The organism is Comamonas sp. B-9 (assembly GCF_000410635.1).
Classification (GTDB): Bacteria; Pseudomonadota; Gammaproteobacteria; order Burkholderiales; family Burkholderiaceae_C; genus Comamonas.
Genome location: NZ_KE148651.1, coordinates 30,926 through 45,776, shown reverse-complemented (window position 1 = coordinate 45,776; position 14,851 = coordinate 30,926). Strand labels below are relative to the sequence as shown.

The 14,851-nt window shown below is 59.5% G+C and carries 22 protein-coding genes and 2 tRNA genes; 3 read left to right on the top strand and 21 right to left on the bottom strand.

Features of this window, described 5'->3' with window-relative positions:
* Window positions 1–627: PhaM family polyhydroxyalkanoate granule multifunctional regulatory protein (locus tag H928_RS32595; protein ID WP_021028323.1), on the bottom strand; the 627-nt coding region annotated here is incomplete at its 3' end.
* 155 nt (window positions 628–782) lie between these two features.
* Here H928_RS32595 and H928_RS0121325 point away from each other — a divergent pair.
* Window positions 783–1,196 carry a VOC family protein gene (locus H928_RS0121325; protein WP_027011219.1) on the top strand — a complete coding sequence of 138 codons (414 nt, stop codon included), beginning with the start codon at window positions 783–785 and terminating at the stop codon, window positions 1,194–1,196.
* Between the two features lie 150 nt (window positions 1,197–1,346).
* Here the strand turns inward: H928_RS0121325 and H928_RS0121320 are convergent.
* The 20 genes from H928_RS0121320 to H928_RS0121230 all read right to left on the bottom strand — a co-directional run bounded on the left by H928_RS0121320 (window position 1,347) and on the right by H928_RS0121230 (window position 12,462).
* Window positions 1,347–1,423 (bottom strand) — tRNA-Met (locus tag H928_RS0121320).
* Window positions 1,424–1,632: 209 nt separating this feature from the next.
* Window positions 1,633–1,709 (bottom strand) — tRNA-Met (locus tag H928_RS0121315).
* Window positions 1,710–1,875: 166 nt separating this feature from the next.
* A complete protein-coding gene (rplQ, locus tag H928_RS0121310; protein WP_021028321.1) occupies window positions 1,876–2,262 on the bottom strand; it encodes a 50S ribosomal protein L17 in 387 nt (128 codons plus the stop codon).
* Between the two features lie 104 nt (window positions 2,263–2,366).
* On the bottom strand, window positions 2,367–3,362 hold the full coding sequence (locus tag H928_RS0121305; protein WP_021028320.1) for a DNA-directed RNA polymerase subunit alpha: 996 nt from the start codon (window positions 3,360–3,362) through the stop codon (window positions 2,367–2,369).
* A gap of 119 nt (window positions 3,363–3,481) precedes the next feature.
* A complete protein-coding gene (rpsD, locus tag H928_RS0121300; protein WP_021028319.1) occupies window positions 3,482–4,105 on the bottom strand; it encodes a 30S ribosomal protein S4 in 624 nt (207 codons plus the stop codon).
* 82 nt (window positions 4,106–4,187) lie between these two features.
* Complete coding sequence (gene rpsK, locus H928_RS0121295; RefSeq protein WP_021028318.1) at window positions 4,188–4,589, bottom strand: 30S ribosomal protein S11; 402 nt, start codon at window positions 4,587–4,589, stop codon at window positions 4,188–4,190.
* Window positions 4,590–4,607: 18 nt separating this feature from the next.
* On the bottom strand, window positions 4,608–4,973 hold the full coding sequence (gene rpsM / locus H928_RS0121290; RefSeq protein ID WP_021028317.1) for a 30S ribosomal protein S13: 366 nt from the start codon (window positions 4,971–4,973) through the stop codon (window positions 4,608–4,610).
* Between the two features lie 22 nt (window positions 4,974–4,995).
* Entirely contained in the window at window positions 4,996–5,109 is a 114-nt protein-coding gene (rpmJ, locus tag H928_RS31135; RefSeq protein WP_003050535.1) for a 50S ribosomal protein L36, read from the bottom strand.
* A gap of 93 nt (window positions 5,110–5,202) precedes the next feature.
* Window positions 5,203–6,522 (bottom strand): preprotein translocase subunit SecY, encoded by a 1,320-nt coding sequence (secY, locus tag H928_RS0121285; protein WP_021028316.1) that lies wholly within the window; start codon window positions 6,520–6,522, stop codon window positions 5,203–5,205.
* 21 nt (window positions 6,523–6,543) lie between these two features.
* Window positions 6,544–6,975: a 50S ribosomal protein L15 gene (rplO, locus tag H928_RS0121280; RefSeq protein ID WP_027011218.1), complete on the bottom strand. Its 432-nt coding sequence runs from the start codon at window positions 6,973–6,975 to the stop codon at window positions 6,544–6,546.
* Window positions 6,976–6,986: 11 nt separating this feature from the next.
* Complete coding sequence (gene rpmD, locus H928_RS0121275; RefSeq protein ID WP_021028314.1) at window positions 6,987–7,169, bottom strand: 50S ribosomal protein L30; 183 nt, start codon at window positions 7,167–7,169, stop codon at window positions 6,987–6,989.
* An 11-nt stretch (window positions 7,170–7,180) separates the two neighbouring features.
* Entirely contained in the window at window positions 7,181–7,699 is a 519-nt protein-coding gene (gene rpsE / locus H928_RS0121270) for a 30S ribosomal protein S5 (protein ID WP_027011217.1), read from the bottom strand.
* A 15-nt stretch (window positions 7,700–7,714) separates the two neighbouring features.
* Entirely contained in the window at window positions 7,715–8,080 is a 366-nt protein-coding gene (rplR, locus tag H928_RS0121265) for a 50S ribosomal protein L18 (RefSeq protein ID WP_021028312.1), read from the bottom strand.
* 11 nt (window positions 8,081–8,091) lie between these two features.
* Window positions 8,092–8,625 carry a 50S ribosomal protein L6 gene (rplF, locus tag H928_RS0121260; protein ID WP_027011216.1) on the bottom strand — a complete coding sequence of 178 codons (534 nt, stop codon included), beginning with the start codon at window positions 8,623–8,625 and terminating at the stop codon, window positions 8,092–8,094.
* Window positions 8,626–8,651: 26 nt separating this feature from the next.
* Window positions 8,652–9,047 (bottom strand): 30S ribosomal protein S8, encoded by a 396-nt coding sequence (gene rpsH / locus H928_RS0121255; protein WP_021028310.1) that lies wholly within the window; start codon window positions 9,045–9,047, stop codon window positions 8,652–8,654.
* Window positions 9,048–9,065: 18 nt separating this feature from the next.
* Window positions 9,066–9,371, bottom strand: a complete 306-nt coding sequence (rpsN, locus tag H928_RS0121250; protein ID WP_021028309.1) for a 30S ribosomal protein S14 — start codon at window positions 9,369–9,371, stop codon at window positions 9,066–9,068.
* Between the two features lie 8 nt (window positions 9,372–9,379).
* Entirely contained in the window at window positions 9,380–9,928 is a 549-nt protein-coding gene (gene rplE, locus H928_RS0121245) for a 50S ribosomal protein L5 (RefSeq protein WP_021028308.1), read from the bottom strand.
* 10 nt (window positions 9,929–9,938) lie between these two features.
* A complete protein-coding gene (gene rplX, locus H928_RS0121240) occupies window positions 9,939–10,256 on the bottom strand; it encodes a 50S ribosomal protein L24 (RefSeq protein WP_021028307.1) in 318 nt (105 codons plus the stop codon).
* A gap of 12 nt (window positions 10,257–10,268) precedes the next feature.
* Window positions 10,269–10,637, bottom strand: a complete 369-nt coding sequence (gene rplN / locus H928_RS0121235; RefSeq protein ID WP_003050500.1) for a 50S ribosomal protein L14 — start codon at window positions 10,635–10,637, stop codon at window positions 10,269–10,271.
* Window positions 10,638–10,863: 226 nt separating this feature from the next.
* Window positions 10,864–12,462, bottom strand: coding sequence for a glycerol-3-phosphate dehydrogenase/oxidase (locus tag H928_RS0121230; protein WP_027011215.1), 1,599 nt, complete (start codon window positions 12,460–12,462; stop codon window positions 10,864–10,866).
* Between the two features lie 348 nt (window positions 12,463–12,810).
* On the opposite strand from H928_RS0121230, the gene H928_RS0121225 reads away from it, so the two are divergent.
* The gene (locus H928_RS0121225) at window positions 12,811–13,584 is read left to right on the top strand and encodes a DeoR/GlpR family DNA-binding transcription regulator (RefSeq protein WP_021028305.1); all 774 of its coding nucleotides are present in this window, start codon (window positions 12,811–12,813) and stop codon (window positions 13,582–13,584) included.
* Window positions 13,585–13,651: 67 nt separating this feature from the next.
* A partial coding sequence (glpK, locus tag H928_RS29155) for a glycerol kinase GlpK (protein ID WP_239645042.1) occupies window positions 13,652–14,851 on the top strand: 1,200 nt, incomplete at its 3' end.

The following is a 14,851-nucleotide window of genomic DNA, read 5'->3' as shown; positions in this document are numbered from 1 at the left end:
TGCCGCCTGCTGCGTGCTGGCCGCATGGGCCATCGCCTGCTCGGTGACATCCTGCACCGCCTGCTGGGCAATGTGCTGGAACTGCTGGGTCAGCGCACCCCACCACTGCATGGGATCGGTCACCGAGCCTGCTGCCGCATTGCTGGCTTGCTCGGCTTGTTCCGGCGGTTCTGAAGCGGCGGCGGCCGGCGCGGGCGCTGGTGTGGCTGCAGGAGCAGGGCTGGGTGCTGCTTGCGCGGGAGCCGCGCTCTGCGGCGCAGCCGCTTGGGTGGCCTCTTGCGCCTGCGCTGCAGTGCTCTGCGCAAATTGCTGCCAGCTTTGCACCATGGTGCTGGCCCAGTTCTCTACCGGCACATTCATCGTCTGCAAGGCCGACAAGGTCATCTTCTGCACTTCCATCGCCTGGATGGTGGCGGCCAGCGCCCGCTGGTTCTGCTCCAGCCAGAACAGCACGGTTTTCAGCTCCTGAATCCGCTTTTCCAGGTCCGGCACATTCATCGTGGGCGCCACCCATTCCTGCCATTGCGCAAAAGCCGCAGAAGGCTTGGAGCTGCTGCCCGCTGCGAGCTTTTGCAGAAAATCGAAACCAGGGGCAAAGGGGTTGAATGACTGGGCGGAGTCCTGCATGGTGTTGTCTCCAGGGGTTGGGGCTGTTGGCCGCGGTTGCAATGCCAGGGTGTATGCTGCACAGCTTAGCGGATTGTGCAGCCCCTGCCTATGTGATAAATCGCTTGCGGCTGCGTACGACCACCCTTGCAACCCTGCCTTTTGAGCCCGCCACCATGCAGAGCCTTTTCCATCTCGCCTTCCATGTGCACGACCTGGATGCTGCACGCCACTTCTACCGCGACACGCTCGGCTGCGCCGAAGGCCGCAGCACCGACAGCTGGGTGGATTTTGATTTCTTTGGCCACCAGATCTCCTGCCACCTGGGCAAGCCTTTTGAGACCAGCAACACCGGCCTGGTGGGCAACCACAAGGTGCCGATGCCGCACTTCGGTCTGGTGCTGAAACTCGAAGACTGGAAGCAGCTGGCCGAGCGCCTGCGCGCCGCCAACACCCGTTTTGTGCTGGAGCCCCAGGTGCGCTTTGAAGGCGAGCCCGGCGAGCAGTGGACGATGTTCTTCTATGACCCGAGCGGCAACCCGATCGAGGTCAAAGGCTTTCGCTCGCTGGAGCAGTTGTACGCGCATTGATGGGGCGCGGAGGCCCCGCGACTGACGGCGGGGCGGGCGCTGGTGCTACCCTGCCCTGGGCGGGTGGCGCATCGACCCTGCCCGGTTGCTTGTTGACGCACGGGGCGCGGACAACAAAAAAGCCAGCTCGAAAGCTGGCTTTTGGTGTTCTGGTTGCGCGAGAAGGATTTGAACCTCCGACCTTTGGGTTATGAGCCCAACGAGCTACCAGACTGCTCCATCGCGCACCGCAATTATAGCGCGACTTTGGTACTGCATTTTGGCCGAATGCGCTTTTAGCGTATATTTTTTGCGCTTCGACTTTTATAGCAATCTTGGCGGGGTCAAAGCGGCGGCCTTAGCGGCCCACTTTTCCGGCTGACCAGCCCGGTCCGCAACGGTGCTGCCCGGCAGCCGGGCACAAAAAAGCCAGCTCGAAAGCTGGCTTTTGGTGTTCTGGTTGCGCGAGAAGGATTTGAACCTCCGACCTTTGGGTTATGAGCCCAACGAGCTACCAGACTGCTCCATCGCGCACTTGCATTATAGCTCGGGTTTTCCTTAATACGAAGCGCTTTGTCATCATTTGGAAAACTATTTGTGCAGATGGGCCTCCAGCGCAGCCTGGAGCGGCCGGAAAAGGCGCGGCGCCAAAGAAAAAGCCCACCGGAGTGGGCTTTTTCAGTCAGAACCTGCAGAGGGCTTATTCTGCTGCGGCATCACCCGCTTCTTCAGCGCGGTCCACCAGTTCAACATAGGCCATGGGCGCGTTGTCGCCCACGCGGAAACCCATCTTCAGGATACGGGTGTAGCCGCCTGGACGGTTGGCCGAGCGAGGACCCAGCACGTTGAACAGCTTGGTGACGCTGTCGCGGCTGCGCAGACGGTCAAAAGCCAGACGGCGGTTAGCCACGGTGTCCACCTTGGCCAACGTGATCATGGGCTCGATCACCTTGCGCAGTTCCTTGGCTTTAGGAACGGTGGTCTTGATGGCTTCGTGCTCGATGAGCGAATTCATCATGTTTTGCAGCATCGCCTTACGGTGAGACGAGGTGCGGTTCAGTTTGCGGAGGCCGTGTCCGTGACGCATGGTGCTTTTCCTTTTAGATTGATTCAATCAAACAGCCGTATCAGGTACTGTTCGACGCACTACGATTGAGCTCTCCCACCATTGGGAGAGCTCTCCATTATAACTTAACGCTTTTCCAAACCGGCTGGTGGCCAGTTTTCAAGCTTCATACCCAGGGTCAGACCACGGGAAGCCAACACTTCCTTGATCTCGTTGAGCGACTTGCGACCCAGATTCGGGGTCTTGAGCAACTCATTTTCGGTGCGCTGGATCAGGTCACCGATGTAGTAGATGTTCTCGGCCTTCAAGCAGTTGGCGGAACGCACGGTCAGCTCCAGCTCGTCCACAGGACGCAGCAGGATCGGATCGAACGTGGCGTTGTTGCGCGCCTGGCCACCTGGCTGGTCGAACACATCCAATGCGCCGCCTTCGAGCTGCGCAAACACGGCGAGCTGTTCCACCAGGATCTTGGCCGACGAGCGCACTGCATCTTCTGCAGCGATGGCGCCGTTGGTTTCGATCTCGAGAACCAGCTTGTCCAGATCGGTACGCTGCTCCACACGGGCGGATTCGACCGTGTAGCTGACGCGCTTGATCGGCGAGAACGATGCGTCCAGCACAATGCGGCCGATCGACTTGGTCGACTCGTCACCGTAGCGGCGCACGTTGCCGGGCACATAGCCACGGCCTTTTTCCACCTTGATCTGCATGTCCAGCTTGCCGCCTTGCGACAGGTTGGCGATGACATGATCAGGGTTGATGATTTCTACATCGTGAGGCGTCTGAATGTCAGCAGCCGTCACCACGCCTTCGCCATCCTTGCGCAGGCTCAGCGTCACTTCGTCACGGTTGTGGAGCTTGAACACCACGCCCTTGAGGTTCAGCAAGATGTTGACCACATCTTCCTGGACGCCGTCGATAGACGAGTACTCGTGCAGCACACCTGCAATGGTCACTTCCGTCGCTGCATAACCCACCATCGAGGACAGCAGAACACGACGCAGCGCATTGCCCAGCGTGTGCCCGTAGCCGCGTTCAAACGGCTCCAGCTCTACCTTGGCGCGATTGTGGCCCAGCTGTTCTACGTTAATTGTCTTGGGTTTCAGCAAATTGGTCTGCATGCAAACTTCCTCTCAATACCCCCGGCTCGTTACACCGGTAAGGCTGGTGAAGCACCAGAACCGCGATGCCTCGCGGTTCTGGGACGGATACACTTTCGCAGTCGAAAACGACCGTGAAATTAACGAGAATACAATTCGACGATCAGCGATTCGTTGATGTCAGCACCGAATTCATCGCGGTCTGGAGACTTCTTGAAGACGCCTTCAGCCTTGTCAGCCGACACGTCCACCCAAGCGGGGAAGCCCACTTGACCGGCCAGTTGCAGCGACTCAACGATACGGGCTTGCTTCTTCGACTTTTCGCGCACAGCCACCACGTCGCCTTCCTTCACGGAGTAGGAAGGAATGTTGACCGATTGACCGTTCACGGTGATGGCCTTGTGGGACACCAGCTGACGCGCTTCGGAGCGGGTCGAGCCAAAGCCCATGCGGTACACCACGTTGTCCAGACGGCTTTCCAGCAGGCTCAGCAGGTTCGCGCCGGTGTTGCCACGGCGACGATCAGCTTCAGCGAAGTAACGGCGGAATTGCTTCTCCAGCACACCGTAGGTGCGCTTGACCTTTTGCTTTTCACGCAGTTGCAGACCGTAGTCCGAGGTACGCGTGCCGGAGGTACGGCCGTGTTGACCTGGCTTGGTGTCCAGCTTGACCTTGTCCGCGATCGAGCGACGTGCGCTCTTCAGGAACAGGTCTACGCCTTCGCGGCGGGAAAGTTTGCCCTTAGGGCCAATAAAACGTGCCACTTGAATATCCTTTTTTCAGCTACCGCATAAATGCGGGAGCCGCCAGTGCACCATGCACTGGCGGCGGTGGGCTTATGGTGAGTTAGATACGACGACGCTTTTGAGGGCGGCAGCCGTTGTGCGGGACTGGCGTCACGTCGGAGATCGACGTGATGCGGATGCCCAGTGCACCCAGAGCACGCACCGAAGACTCGCGACCTGGGCCTGGGCCCTTGATCTCGACGTCCAGGTTCTTGATGCCCTGTTCCATGGCAGCACGGCCGGCCACTTCGGAAGCAACCTGGGCTGCGAAAGGCGTCGACTTACGCGAGCCCTTGAAACCCTGGCCACCCGACGAAGCCCAAGACAACGAGTTGCCTTGGCGGTCGGTGATCGTGATGATGGTGTTGTTGAACGAAGCGTGAACGTGTGCAATGCCGTCAGAAATGTTCTTGCGAACTTTCTTACGTACACGTGCAGCTGCGTTGTTCTGAGACTTAGCCATTGTGTACCTTCAATCTCTTTATTTCTTCAAAGCCGCTGCGCCTTTGCGCGGACCCTTGCGGGTACGGGCATTGGTGCGGGTACGCTGACCACGCATGGGCAGACCACGACGATGACGGAAACCGCGGTAGCAGCCGATGTCCATCAAACGCTTGATGTTCATCGTGGTTTCACGGCGCAGGTCACCTTCCAGGGTCAGGTGAGCGATTGCGTCGCGGATCTTTTCCAGATCAGCGTCCGTGAAGTCCTTGACTTTCTTGGCGTAGTCGATACCAGCGGCTTCGCAGATCTTGCGAGCGGTGGTGCGACCGATGCCATAGATAGCGGTCAGGCCGATCTCCGCATGCTTGTGCGGAGGGATGTTAATACCAGCAATACGTGCCATTTGTGTCCTCTAATACTTTAGATTAACCTTGGCGCTGCTTATGGCGCTGGTCGGTGCAGATCACGCGTACGACACCCTTGCGACGGATGATCTTGCAGTTACGGCAAATCTTCTTTACCGAAGCTGAAACTCTCATTTCATTCTCCTAAAACTTCCATCCGCTCCAGTCTGTGACGGCATTTCAAATATTTAGCCCGAACAGACTGGAGGGCACACTTTCCTGTCGATCTCAGTTTTTGGCTGAGGCCTTGAAGTTCGCCTTCTTCAGAAGCGACTCATACTGCTGAGACATCATGTAGTTCTGGACCTGGGACATGAAGTCCATGGTCACCACCACGATGATCAACAAGGAAGTGCCACCGAAATAGAACGGAACGTTGTACTTCAGGATCAAGAACTCTGGCAGCAGACACACGAAGGTGATGTAAACAGCACCCGCAAGCGTCAAACGCACCAAAATCTTATCAATATAACGTGCTGTCTGATCCCCTGGTCGAATCCCGGGAATAAAGGCACCACTCTTCTTCAGGTTATCGGCCGTTTCGCGGCTGTTGAAAACCAAGGCCGTATAGAAGAAGCAGAAAAAGATGATCGCTGCGGCATAGAACATCACATAGATGGGCTGACCAGGAGTCAGCGTGCTAGCAATGTCCTTGAGCCAACGCATCGATTCGCCAGCGCTGAACCAGTTCACAACAGTGGCAGGCAGCAAGATGATCGACGAAGCGAAGATGGGAGGAATCACACCAGCCATGTTCAGCTTCAGTGGCAAGTGCGAAGACTGACCACCATACACCTTGTTTCCAACCTGACGGCGCGCGTAGTTCACCAGGATCTTGCGCTGTCCACGCTCGACAAACACGACGAAGTACGTCACGGCTGCCACTACGAGAACAATGAAGATCGCGGCAATGATGCTCATCGCACCAGTACGCACCAATTCGAGCAATCCACCGATGGAGCTGGGCAGACCCGCAGCAATACCGGCGAAAATCAGGATCGAGATCCCGTTGCCCAAACCACGCTCGGTGATCTGTTCACCCAGCCACATCAGGAACATCGTACCGGCGGTCAAGCTGACCACAGCGGTAAGACGGAACCCGAAACCAGGGCTGAGGACCAAACCGGCAGTGCCTTCCAGTGCCACGGCAATGCCGAGCGACTGGAACAGCGCAAGCGCCAATGCACCGTAACGGGTGTACTGGGTAATCTTGCGACGGCCGGCTTCGCCTTCCTTCTTCATCTGTTCGAATGTCGGGACGACGTAGGTCATCAATTGCATGATGATCGATGCCGAGATGTACGGCATGATCCCCAGTGCAAACACGGTGAAGCGCGAGAGCGCTCCTCCCGAGAACATGTTGAACAGGTTGAGAATGCCACCCTGTTGGCTATTGAACAGCTGCTGCAACTGGTTGGGATCGATACCAGGCACCGGAATGTGAGCTCCGATGCGGTAGACGATCAGCGCCAGCAACAGAAAAACCAAACGACGACGCAGATCGCCGTATTTACCGGTCTTTGCAATAGTTGCGGTGTTCGTAGCCACTGATGAATCTTTCAGAAAGGGTTAGGCGACGCTACCGCCAGCAGCTTCGATCGCAGCCTTGGCACCAGCGGTGGCGCCAATGCCGTTCAGCTTGACAGCCTTGGACAGAGCACCGGTGTTGATCACCTTGACGACCTTGGCGCGTTGGCCAACCAGACCGGCTTGCTTGAGCACTGCCAGATCCACATCCGCAGCGCCCAGCAGCTCGAGAGCAGCCAGGGAGACTTCGGCGTTGAACTTCAACGTGGTGGACTTGAAACCGCGCTTGGGCAGGCGACGCTGCAAAGGCATTTGACCGCCTTCGAAGCCTACCTTGTGGTAGCCACCCGAACGCGACTTTTGACCCTTGTGACCACGGCCGGCGGTCTTACCCAGACCCGAACCGATACCGCGACCCACGCGACGCTTGGCGTGCTTGGCACCTGCTGCAGGCTTGATGCTATTGAGTTCCATCATCAATCCTTTCAGAGAACCTTCACCAGGTAGGCGATCTTGTTAATCATACCGCGCACTTCGGGGGTGTCCTTCAGTTCGCTGATGCTGTTCAGCTTGCGCAGACCCAGACCACGCACGGTGGCGCGGTGGTCTTCTTTGGTACCAATCGGGCTACGCACCAGTTGGACCTTCACAGTTTGTTGCGTTGTCATAGTGACTCCGATCAGACGAACAGGTCTTCAACCGACTTGCCACGCTTTGCAGCCACTTCCGCAGGGGTCGTGGAGTTGTTCAAAGCGTCGAAAGTGGCGCGAACCATGTTGTAGGGGTTCGACGAGCCATGGCTCTTGGCCACGATATCGGTGATACCCAGAACTTCGAAGACGGCGCGCATGGGGCCGCCGGCGATGATACCGGTACCCTTGGGGGCAGGAGCCAACATCACGTTGGCAGCGCCATGGTGACCCATCACTTTGTGATGCAGGGTGCCGTTCTTCAACGAAACCTTGATCATGTTGCGACGGGCTTCTTCCATAGCCTTCTGCACGGCAGCAGGCACTTCCTTGGACTTGCCCTTGCCCATGCCAACGCGGCCGTCACCATCGCCAACCACGGTCAGTGCAGCGAAGCCGAGAATACGACCACCCTTCACAACCTTGGTGACGCGGTTGACCGCGATCATTTTTTCGCGCAAACCGTCGTCATTCGCCTGGTCTTGCACTTTGGGGGAAAATTTAGCCATTTCTATCCACTCCGCTTAGAACTGCAGGCCGGCTTCGCGGGCTGCATCAGCCAGAGCCTTGACGCGGCCGTGGTAGGCGAAACCTGCACGGTCGAATGCAACCTTCTCAACGCCAGCTGCCTTCGCCTTTTCAGCGATGCGCTTGCCGATGAGAGTAGCTGCGGCGGTGTTGCCACCCTTGCCAGCTGCGCCCAGGTTGCTGCGCACTTCGGCTTCTGCCGTAGATGCGGTTGCAATCACCTTGGTGCCGTCGCCGGAAATGATCGTGGCATAGATATGGAGGTTCGTACGGTTCACCGTCAAACGCGCAACGCCTTGGTTGGCAATGCGGATACGGGTTTGCAGGGAACGACGAAGACGCTGCTGTTTCTTGTTCAACATGATGCAGCTCCTTATTTCTTCTTAGTCTCTTTGATCGTGACCTTCTCATCCGCATAACGGATGCCCTTGCCCTTGTAAGGCTCGGGAGGACGAACGGCACGAATCTCAGCTGCCAGCTGACCAACGCGTTGGCGGTCAGCACCCTTGATCACCACTTCCGTAGGGGTAGGGGTGGCCACGGTGATGCCAGCAGGCATTTCAAAGTTGACTGGGTGGGAATAACCAACGCTCAGGTTCAGCTTGCTGCCAGAAGCAGCGGCCTTGTAACCCACGCCGACGAGAGACAGCTTCTTCTCGAAGCCCTTGCTCACACCAACCACCATGTTGTTCACCAGCTGACGCATGGTGCCGCTCATGGCATTGGCTTCACGGGAGTCATTCACCGGCTCGAAAGCCAGCTTACCGTCGTTGTTGGAAACCTTGACCAGGGCGTTAGGGGTCAGCAGCAGCGTGCCGCCTGCGCCCTTGACGCTGATTTGGTCTTCCTTGATGGAGACATCCACACCTTGGGGGATGCTCACAGGCATTTTTGCTACACGGGACATGTCAGTATTTCTCCTTCAATGCCGCGTTAAGCCACATAGCAAAGCACTTCACCGCCGACACCGGCAGCGCGCGCTTTACGATCGGTCATCACACCCTTAGGCGTGGTCACGATTGCAACACCCAGGCCGTTTTGGACTTGAGGAATTGCAGTGCAGCCCTTGTACACACGCAGGCCAGGACGGCTTACGCGCTCGATACGCTCGATCACTGGGCGACCGGCGTAGTACTTCAAGGTAATTGCGAGTTCAGACTTGCCATCTTCGGTCTTCACTTCGAAGCCATCGATGTAACCCTCGTCCTTCAAAACCTGTGCAATGGCAACCTTCACTTTGGAGGAAGGAACCAGCACGGTGGCTTTGGACACCATTTGTGCGTTACGGATACGGGTCAGCAAGTCAGCGATTGGATCACTCATGCTCATGTTTAATCTCCTGACTGCTTACCAGCTGGCCTTGGTCACGCCAGGGATGGCGCCGACGAATGCCAGTTCACGAATCTTGGCGCGGCCCAGACCGAATTGACGGAAAGTGCCACGGGGACGACCCGTGATTTCGCAACGTGCACGTTGACGAGTGGGGTTTGCATTGCGAGGCAGCTTTTGCAGGCCCAGACGGGCTGCATCACGCTCTTCGTCGGAACGCTTTGCGTCGCCGGCGATGGCCTTCAGTTCTGCATACTTGGCTGCGTACTTGGCAGCCAGCTTTTCACGCTTCAGTTCGCGTTGGATCAGTGCTTGTTTAGCCATGCATCACCTCAGTTCTTGAACGGGAAGCGGAAAGCCTGCAACAGTGCCTTGCACTCGTCGTCATTCTTCGCAGTCGTCGTAATGCTGATATTGAGACCACGCAGTGCGTCGACTTTGTCGTACTCAATTTCAGGGAAGATGATTTGTTCTTTGACGCCGATGTTGTAGTTGCCACGGCCATCAAAGGCGCGGCCAGAAATACCACGGAAGTCACGCACGCGGGGCAGAGCCACGGTGACGAAACGGTCCAGGAATTCATACATCTGAACGCCACGCAGGGTCACCATGCAGCCGATAGCTTGGCCTTCGCGGATCTTGAAACCAGCGATAGCCTTCTTGGCCTTGGTCACCACAGGCTTCTGACCAGCAATCTTGGTCAGGTCAGCCACGGCGTTGTCCATCACCTTCTTGTCGGAGACGGCTTCGCTCACACCCATGTTCAGGGTGATCTTCGTCAGGCGAGGCACTTCCATGGAGGAGGTGTAGCCGAACTTCTTCATCAGTTCGGGAGCGATTTGCTCACGGAATTGTTTTTGCAGTCGTGCAACGTTTGCCATGTCTTACTCCTTAGGCTGCGATTTCAGCGCCATTGGACTTGAACACGCGAACACGTGCGCCGTCGGCGTTCACCTTGATGCCCACGCGATCAGCCTTGCCGGTTGCCGCATTGAAGATAGCCACGTTGGATTGGTGGATAGGCATGGCCTTTTCCACGATACCGCCGTTGGTGCCCTTCATAGGGTTTGGCTTGACGTGCTTCTTCACCATGTTGATGCCTTCGATCACCAGGTGGGAGTCATCCGCACGCAGGGTCACGGTGCCACGCTTGCCCTTGTCACGGCCGGTCAGCACGATAACTTCGTCGCCCTTGCGAATCTTGTTCATAGTGCTATTCCTTTAGAGAACTTCGGGGGCCAGCGACACGATCTTCATGAACTTTTCGGTACGCAGTTCACGGGTCACGGGGCCAAAGATGCGGGTGCCGATAGGCTCCAGCTTGGCGTTGAGCAACACAGCGGCGTTGCCATCGAATTTGACGAGCGAACCGTCAGCACGGCGAATACCCTTTGCGGTACGCACCACCACTGCACTGTAGATCTCGCCTTTTTTGACGCGTCCACGTGGAGCAGCTTCTTTCACGCTCACCTTGATAATGTCACCAACGCTCGCATAGCGACGGTGCGAACCACCCAGCACTTTGATGCACTGGACAGACTTCGCGCCGGTATTGTCGGCAACCTCGAGTCGAGATTCTGTCTGGATCATTTCAATATTCCCAACTTGCACCAGCAGACCAGACAGCCCAATAAGAATTAATCCTCATGGACAGCCAAGCAGCCAGTCAGTCTTGGGCCCGTCGTCCACACCGCAACCATTTACGATGCTTCTCCTGGGCAGAAACCTCGCGCATTAAACGCGAAGCCCTCCATTGTGTCAGAGCTAGCACACCTCGTCAAGGGCGCGCACCCAAACCAGCGGTAAATTTGTATTTTTACGCCACTTTTTCGCCGGCGTACTGCTGCGCCAGCACCAGGAAGGCGGTCAGGGCCGTATCCGACCCCAATTCTTCCTGCAAGATCTCGGCCACGCGCGGGGCCAGCTTGGCAGCCAGGCGGGCATCCAAAAACAGCAGGCGGCTGCGGCGGGCGAGCACGTCTTCGACGGTGCGCGCATATTCATAGCGCGCAGCAAAACGCACCATGGCTTCGCTCAGGCCATTGGCCAGCCAGACATCGGCACCCGGCAGCGTGGCAACAAACTCGGCCTCGCTGCCATAGGAGTGCATGCCCTGGGCCATGTGCATGCTGTGCTGGGCGCGGCCCGATGCGGGCGTGCCCACCAGCGGCAGCTTCACGGTCACGCCACCGGGCTTGTGCGGCAGGCGCTGGGCATCGAAGCAGGCATCCAGCACGTCTTCTGCCATCGCGCGGTAGGTGGTCCACTTGCCACCGGTCACCGTCACCATGCCGGACTTGCTGGTCAGCACCGTGTGCTCGCGGCTGATGCCCTTGGTGTTTTCGCCATCGTCATCCTGCGGCTTGACCAGCGGGCGCAGGCCGGCCCACATGCTGCGCACATCGGCCATCGTGGGGGCGCGGCTGAGGTACTTGCCCGCCTCGCTCAAGATGAACTTCAGCTCTTCGTCAAAAGGCCGGGGTTCGCGCGCCAGGTCATGGCGCGGGGTGTCGGTCGTGCCCAGAATCACCTTGCCCAGCCACGGCACCGCAAACAGTACCCGGCCGTCGGCCGTCTTGGGCACCAGCAGCGCATGGTCCGAGGGCAGGAAATCGCGGTCCACCACCAGGTGCACGCCCTGGCTGGGCGCCACCATGGGCTTGACGGGCTTGCCCATCATCTCGGCATCCTGCTGGCGCAGGTGGTCCACCCAGGGGCCGGTGGCGTTGACCACGCAGCGCGCACGCACTGTGTAGCGCTGGCCGGACTCGGCATCCTTGCAGACCACGCCAGCGACCCGGCCCTCTTCCTGGATCAGCTCCATCACCGGGCAGTAGTTGACCAGCAAGGCGCCCTTGGCTGCGGCCGTGCGGGCCAGCGCAATCGCCAGGCGGGCATCATCGAACTGGCCGTCCCAGTATTTGACGCCGCCCTTCAAACCCTTGTCCTGCACCGTGGGCAGCAGGCGGCGCGTGGCACCGGCCGACAGAAACTGCGTGGAGCCCAGGCCCGCCTTGCCCGCCAGCGCGTCGTACATCTTGAGGCCAATGCCATAGAACGGCGTGTCCAGCATCTTGTAGGACGGCATCACAAAGGCCAGCGGCTGGGCGATATGGGGCGCGTTGTTCAGCAAGGTCGTGCGCTCATGCAAGGCCTCGCGCACCAGCGAGATATTGCCCTGCGCCAGGTAGCGCACACCGCCATGCACCAGCTTGGTGGCGCGCGACGAGGTGCCCTTGGCAAAGTCCATCGCTTCGAGCAGCGCCACCTTAAAGCCGCGCGCGGCCGCATCAAGCGCCACCCCCAGGCCCGTGGCCCCGCCCCCCACCACCACCAGGTCAAATACCGGCGTGGCGCCCAGGCGGGCCAGCAAATCAGTACGGTGAACAGACAGCGGAGCAGCAGCAGTGGACATGCGAAATAGAAAAGAAGGTCTGAGGGTTGCGGCGCGCCAGGTCTGGCCAGGAACGCCGCAAAGTGCCAAAGCCTGGAAGCGAGATTCGCTTTTGCGCTTTTGTCTCTAAATTTTATTCGTTTTTGATCTTTTTTGTTCGTTATTGGCAAATTTGCTGTGGACGAACCCCAAGATCTCAGCGGCGCAGCATGCCAGCCTGGCATGCCAATCTGATGACAAAACCAGCCGCCAGCCATGGGCTGCTGCGGTGGCTGCGCCCGGGGGCGGGCGGCAGGCACCCCGCCGAACTGTTGCGTTTTGCACTATATTGGCGGGAGTTTTCGTTTTTATTCGTTTCAGACCCACGCCATGACGGAGCTCTACAACAGCAACCCTCGCCAACTGCTGCTCTTGCAAGAGGTGCAGCGCCGCAGCTCGGCCACCGTCGAAGAGCTGGCCGCCTTTCTGGGCGTGACCCTGCAGACCGTGCGCCGCGATGTGCAGCGGCTGTCCGAAGCCGGGGTGCTCACGCGCTTTCATGGCGGCGTGCGCGTGCCCAACTCCACCACAGAAAATCTCGCCCACCAGCAGCGCGAAGCCCTCAATGCCGACGGCAAGACCCGCATCGCCCAGGCCGTGGCTGCCCAGGTGCCGCACAACTGCTCGCTGATCCTGAACATCGGCACCACGACCGAGGCGATTGCCCGCGCGCTGATGCAGCACCGGGGGCTGCGCATCATCACCAACAACCTCAATGTGGCAGCGACCTTGAGCAGCAATGCCGATTGTGAAGTGATCGTCGCCGGCGGCGTGGTGCGCGGCCGCGACCGGGGCATCATCGGCGAGGCTGCGGTGGACTTCATCCGCCAGTTCCGCGTGGACATTGCGCTCATCGGTATTTCCGGCATTGAATCGGACGGCAGCCTGCGCGACTATGACTTCCGCGAAGTGAAAGTGGCCCAGACCATCATGGACCAGGCACGCGAGGTCTGGATGGCGGCCGACCACAGCAAGTTTGGCCGCCCGGCGATGGTCGAGGTGGGCCCGCTCTCGCGCATCGACCGGCTGTTTACCGATGCCCCGCCGCCCGATCCTTTCCCCCGGCTGCTGCAGGAAGCCCATGTGCGCTGCACCGTCGCCTGACGGTGGGGCACCGCCCCCTGCCCCTTTGTTGACTTGATTGAATACCGGCTCAGACCGGCCTTGAGACATGACCTATCTGCTCGCTCTGGACCAGGGCACCTCCAGCTCCCGCACCATCGTGTTTGACCGCCAGGGCGCCATCGTGGCCCAGGCGCAGCGCGAGCTGCCGCAAATCTACCCCCGCCCCGGCCATGTGGAGCACGACCCGATGCAGATCTGGGGCACGCAGCTGGCCACGGCGCAAGAGGCGCTGAAGGCCGCCGGCATCAGCGCCAGCCAGGTCACCAGCCTGGGCATCACCAACCAGCGCGAGACCACCATCGTCTGGAACCGCAAGACCGGCCAGCCCATCCACAATGCGCTGGTCTGGCAGGACCGACGCGCCGAGCCCGTCTGCGCCCAGCTGCGCGCCGATGGCCATGCCGCGCTGATCCAGGAAAAAACCGGCCTGCTGGTCGATGCCTATTTCTCGGGCACCAAGCTGCAGTGGCTGGTCGACCATGTGCCAGGCGCGCGCGCTGCTGCCGAGCGCGGCGAGCTGGCCTTTGGTACGGTCGACACCTGGCTGGTCTGGCAGCTGACCCAGGGCCAGCGCCATGTCACCGATGTCAGCAACGCCAGCCGCACCATGCTGTTCAACGTGCACAGCAATACCTGGGACCAGGAACTGCTGGACCTCTTGCACATCCCGCGCTCGCTGATGCCCGAGGTGCAGCCTTCGGCCAGCCATTTTGGCGATACCGCCGCGCAGGTGCTGGGCGCGGCCATCCACATCGGCGGCATGGCCGGCGACCAGCAAAGCGCGCTGTTTGGCCAGGCCTGCTTTGCGCCGGGCATGGCCAAGAACACCTATGGCACCGGCTGCTTCATGCTGATGCACACCGGAGCGCAGTTCCACCCCTCGCGCAATGGCCTGCTGACCACCAGCGCCGCGCAGACCGACACCACCCCGCAGTTTGCACTCGAAGGCAGCGTCTTTGTCGGCGGCGCCGTCGTGCAGTGGCTGCGCGATGGCCTGCGCGCCATTGAGCACAGCGGCCAGGTGCAGCAGCTGGCCGAGAGCGTGCCCGACAGCGGTGGCGTGATGATGGTGCCCGCCTTTACCGGCCTGGGCGCGCCCTATTGGGATGCCGATGCCCGCGGCACCATCACCGGCCTGACCCGGGGCACGACGGTGGCGCATATTGCCCGCGCGGCACTGGAATCCATTGCCTACCAAAGCGCCGCGCTGCTGCAGGCCATGAGCCTCGATGCCGTCGCCAACGGC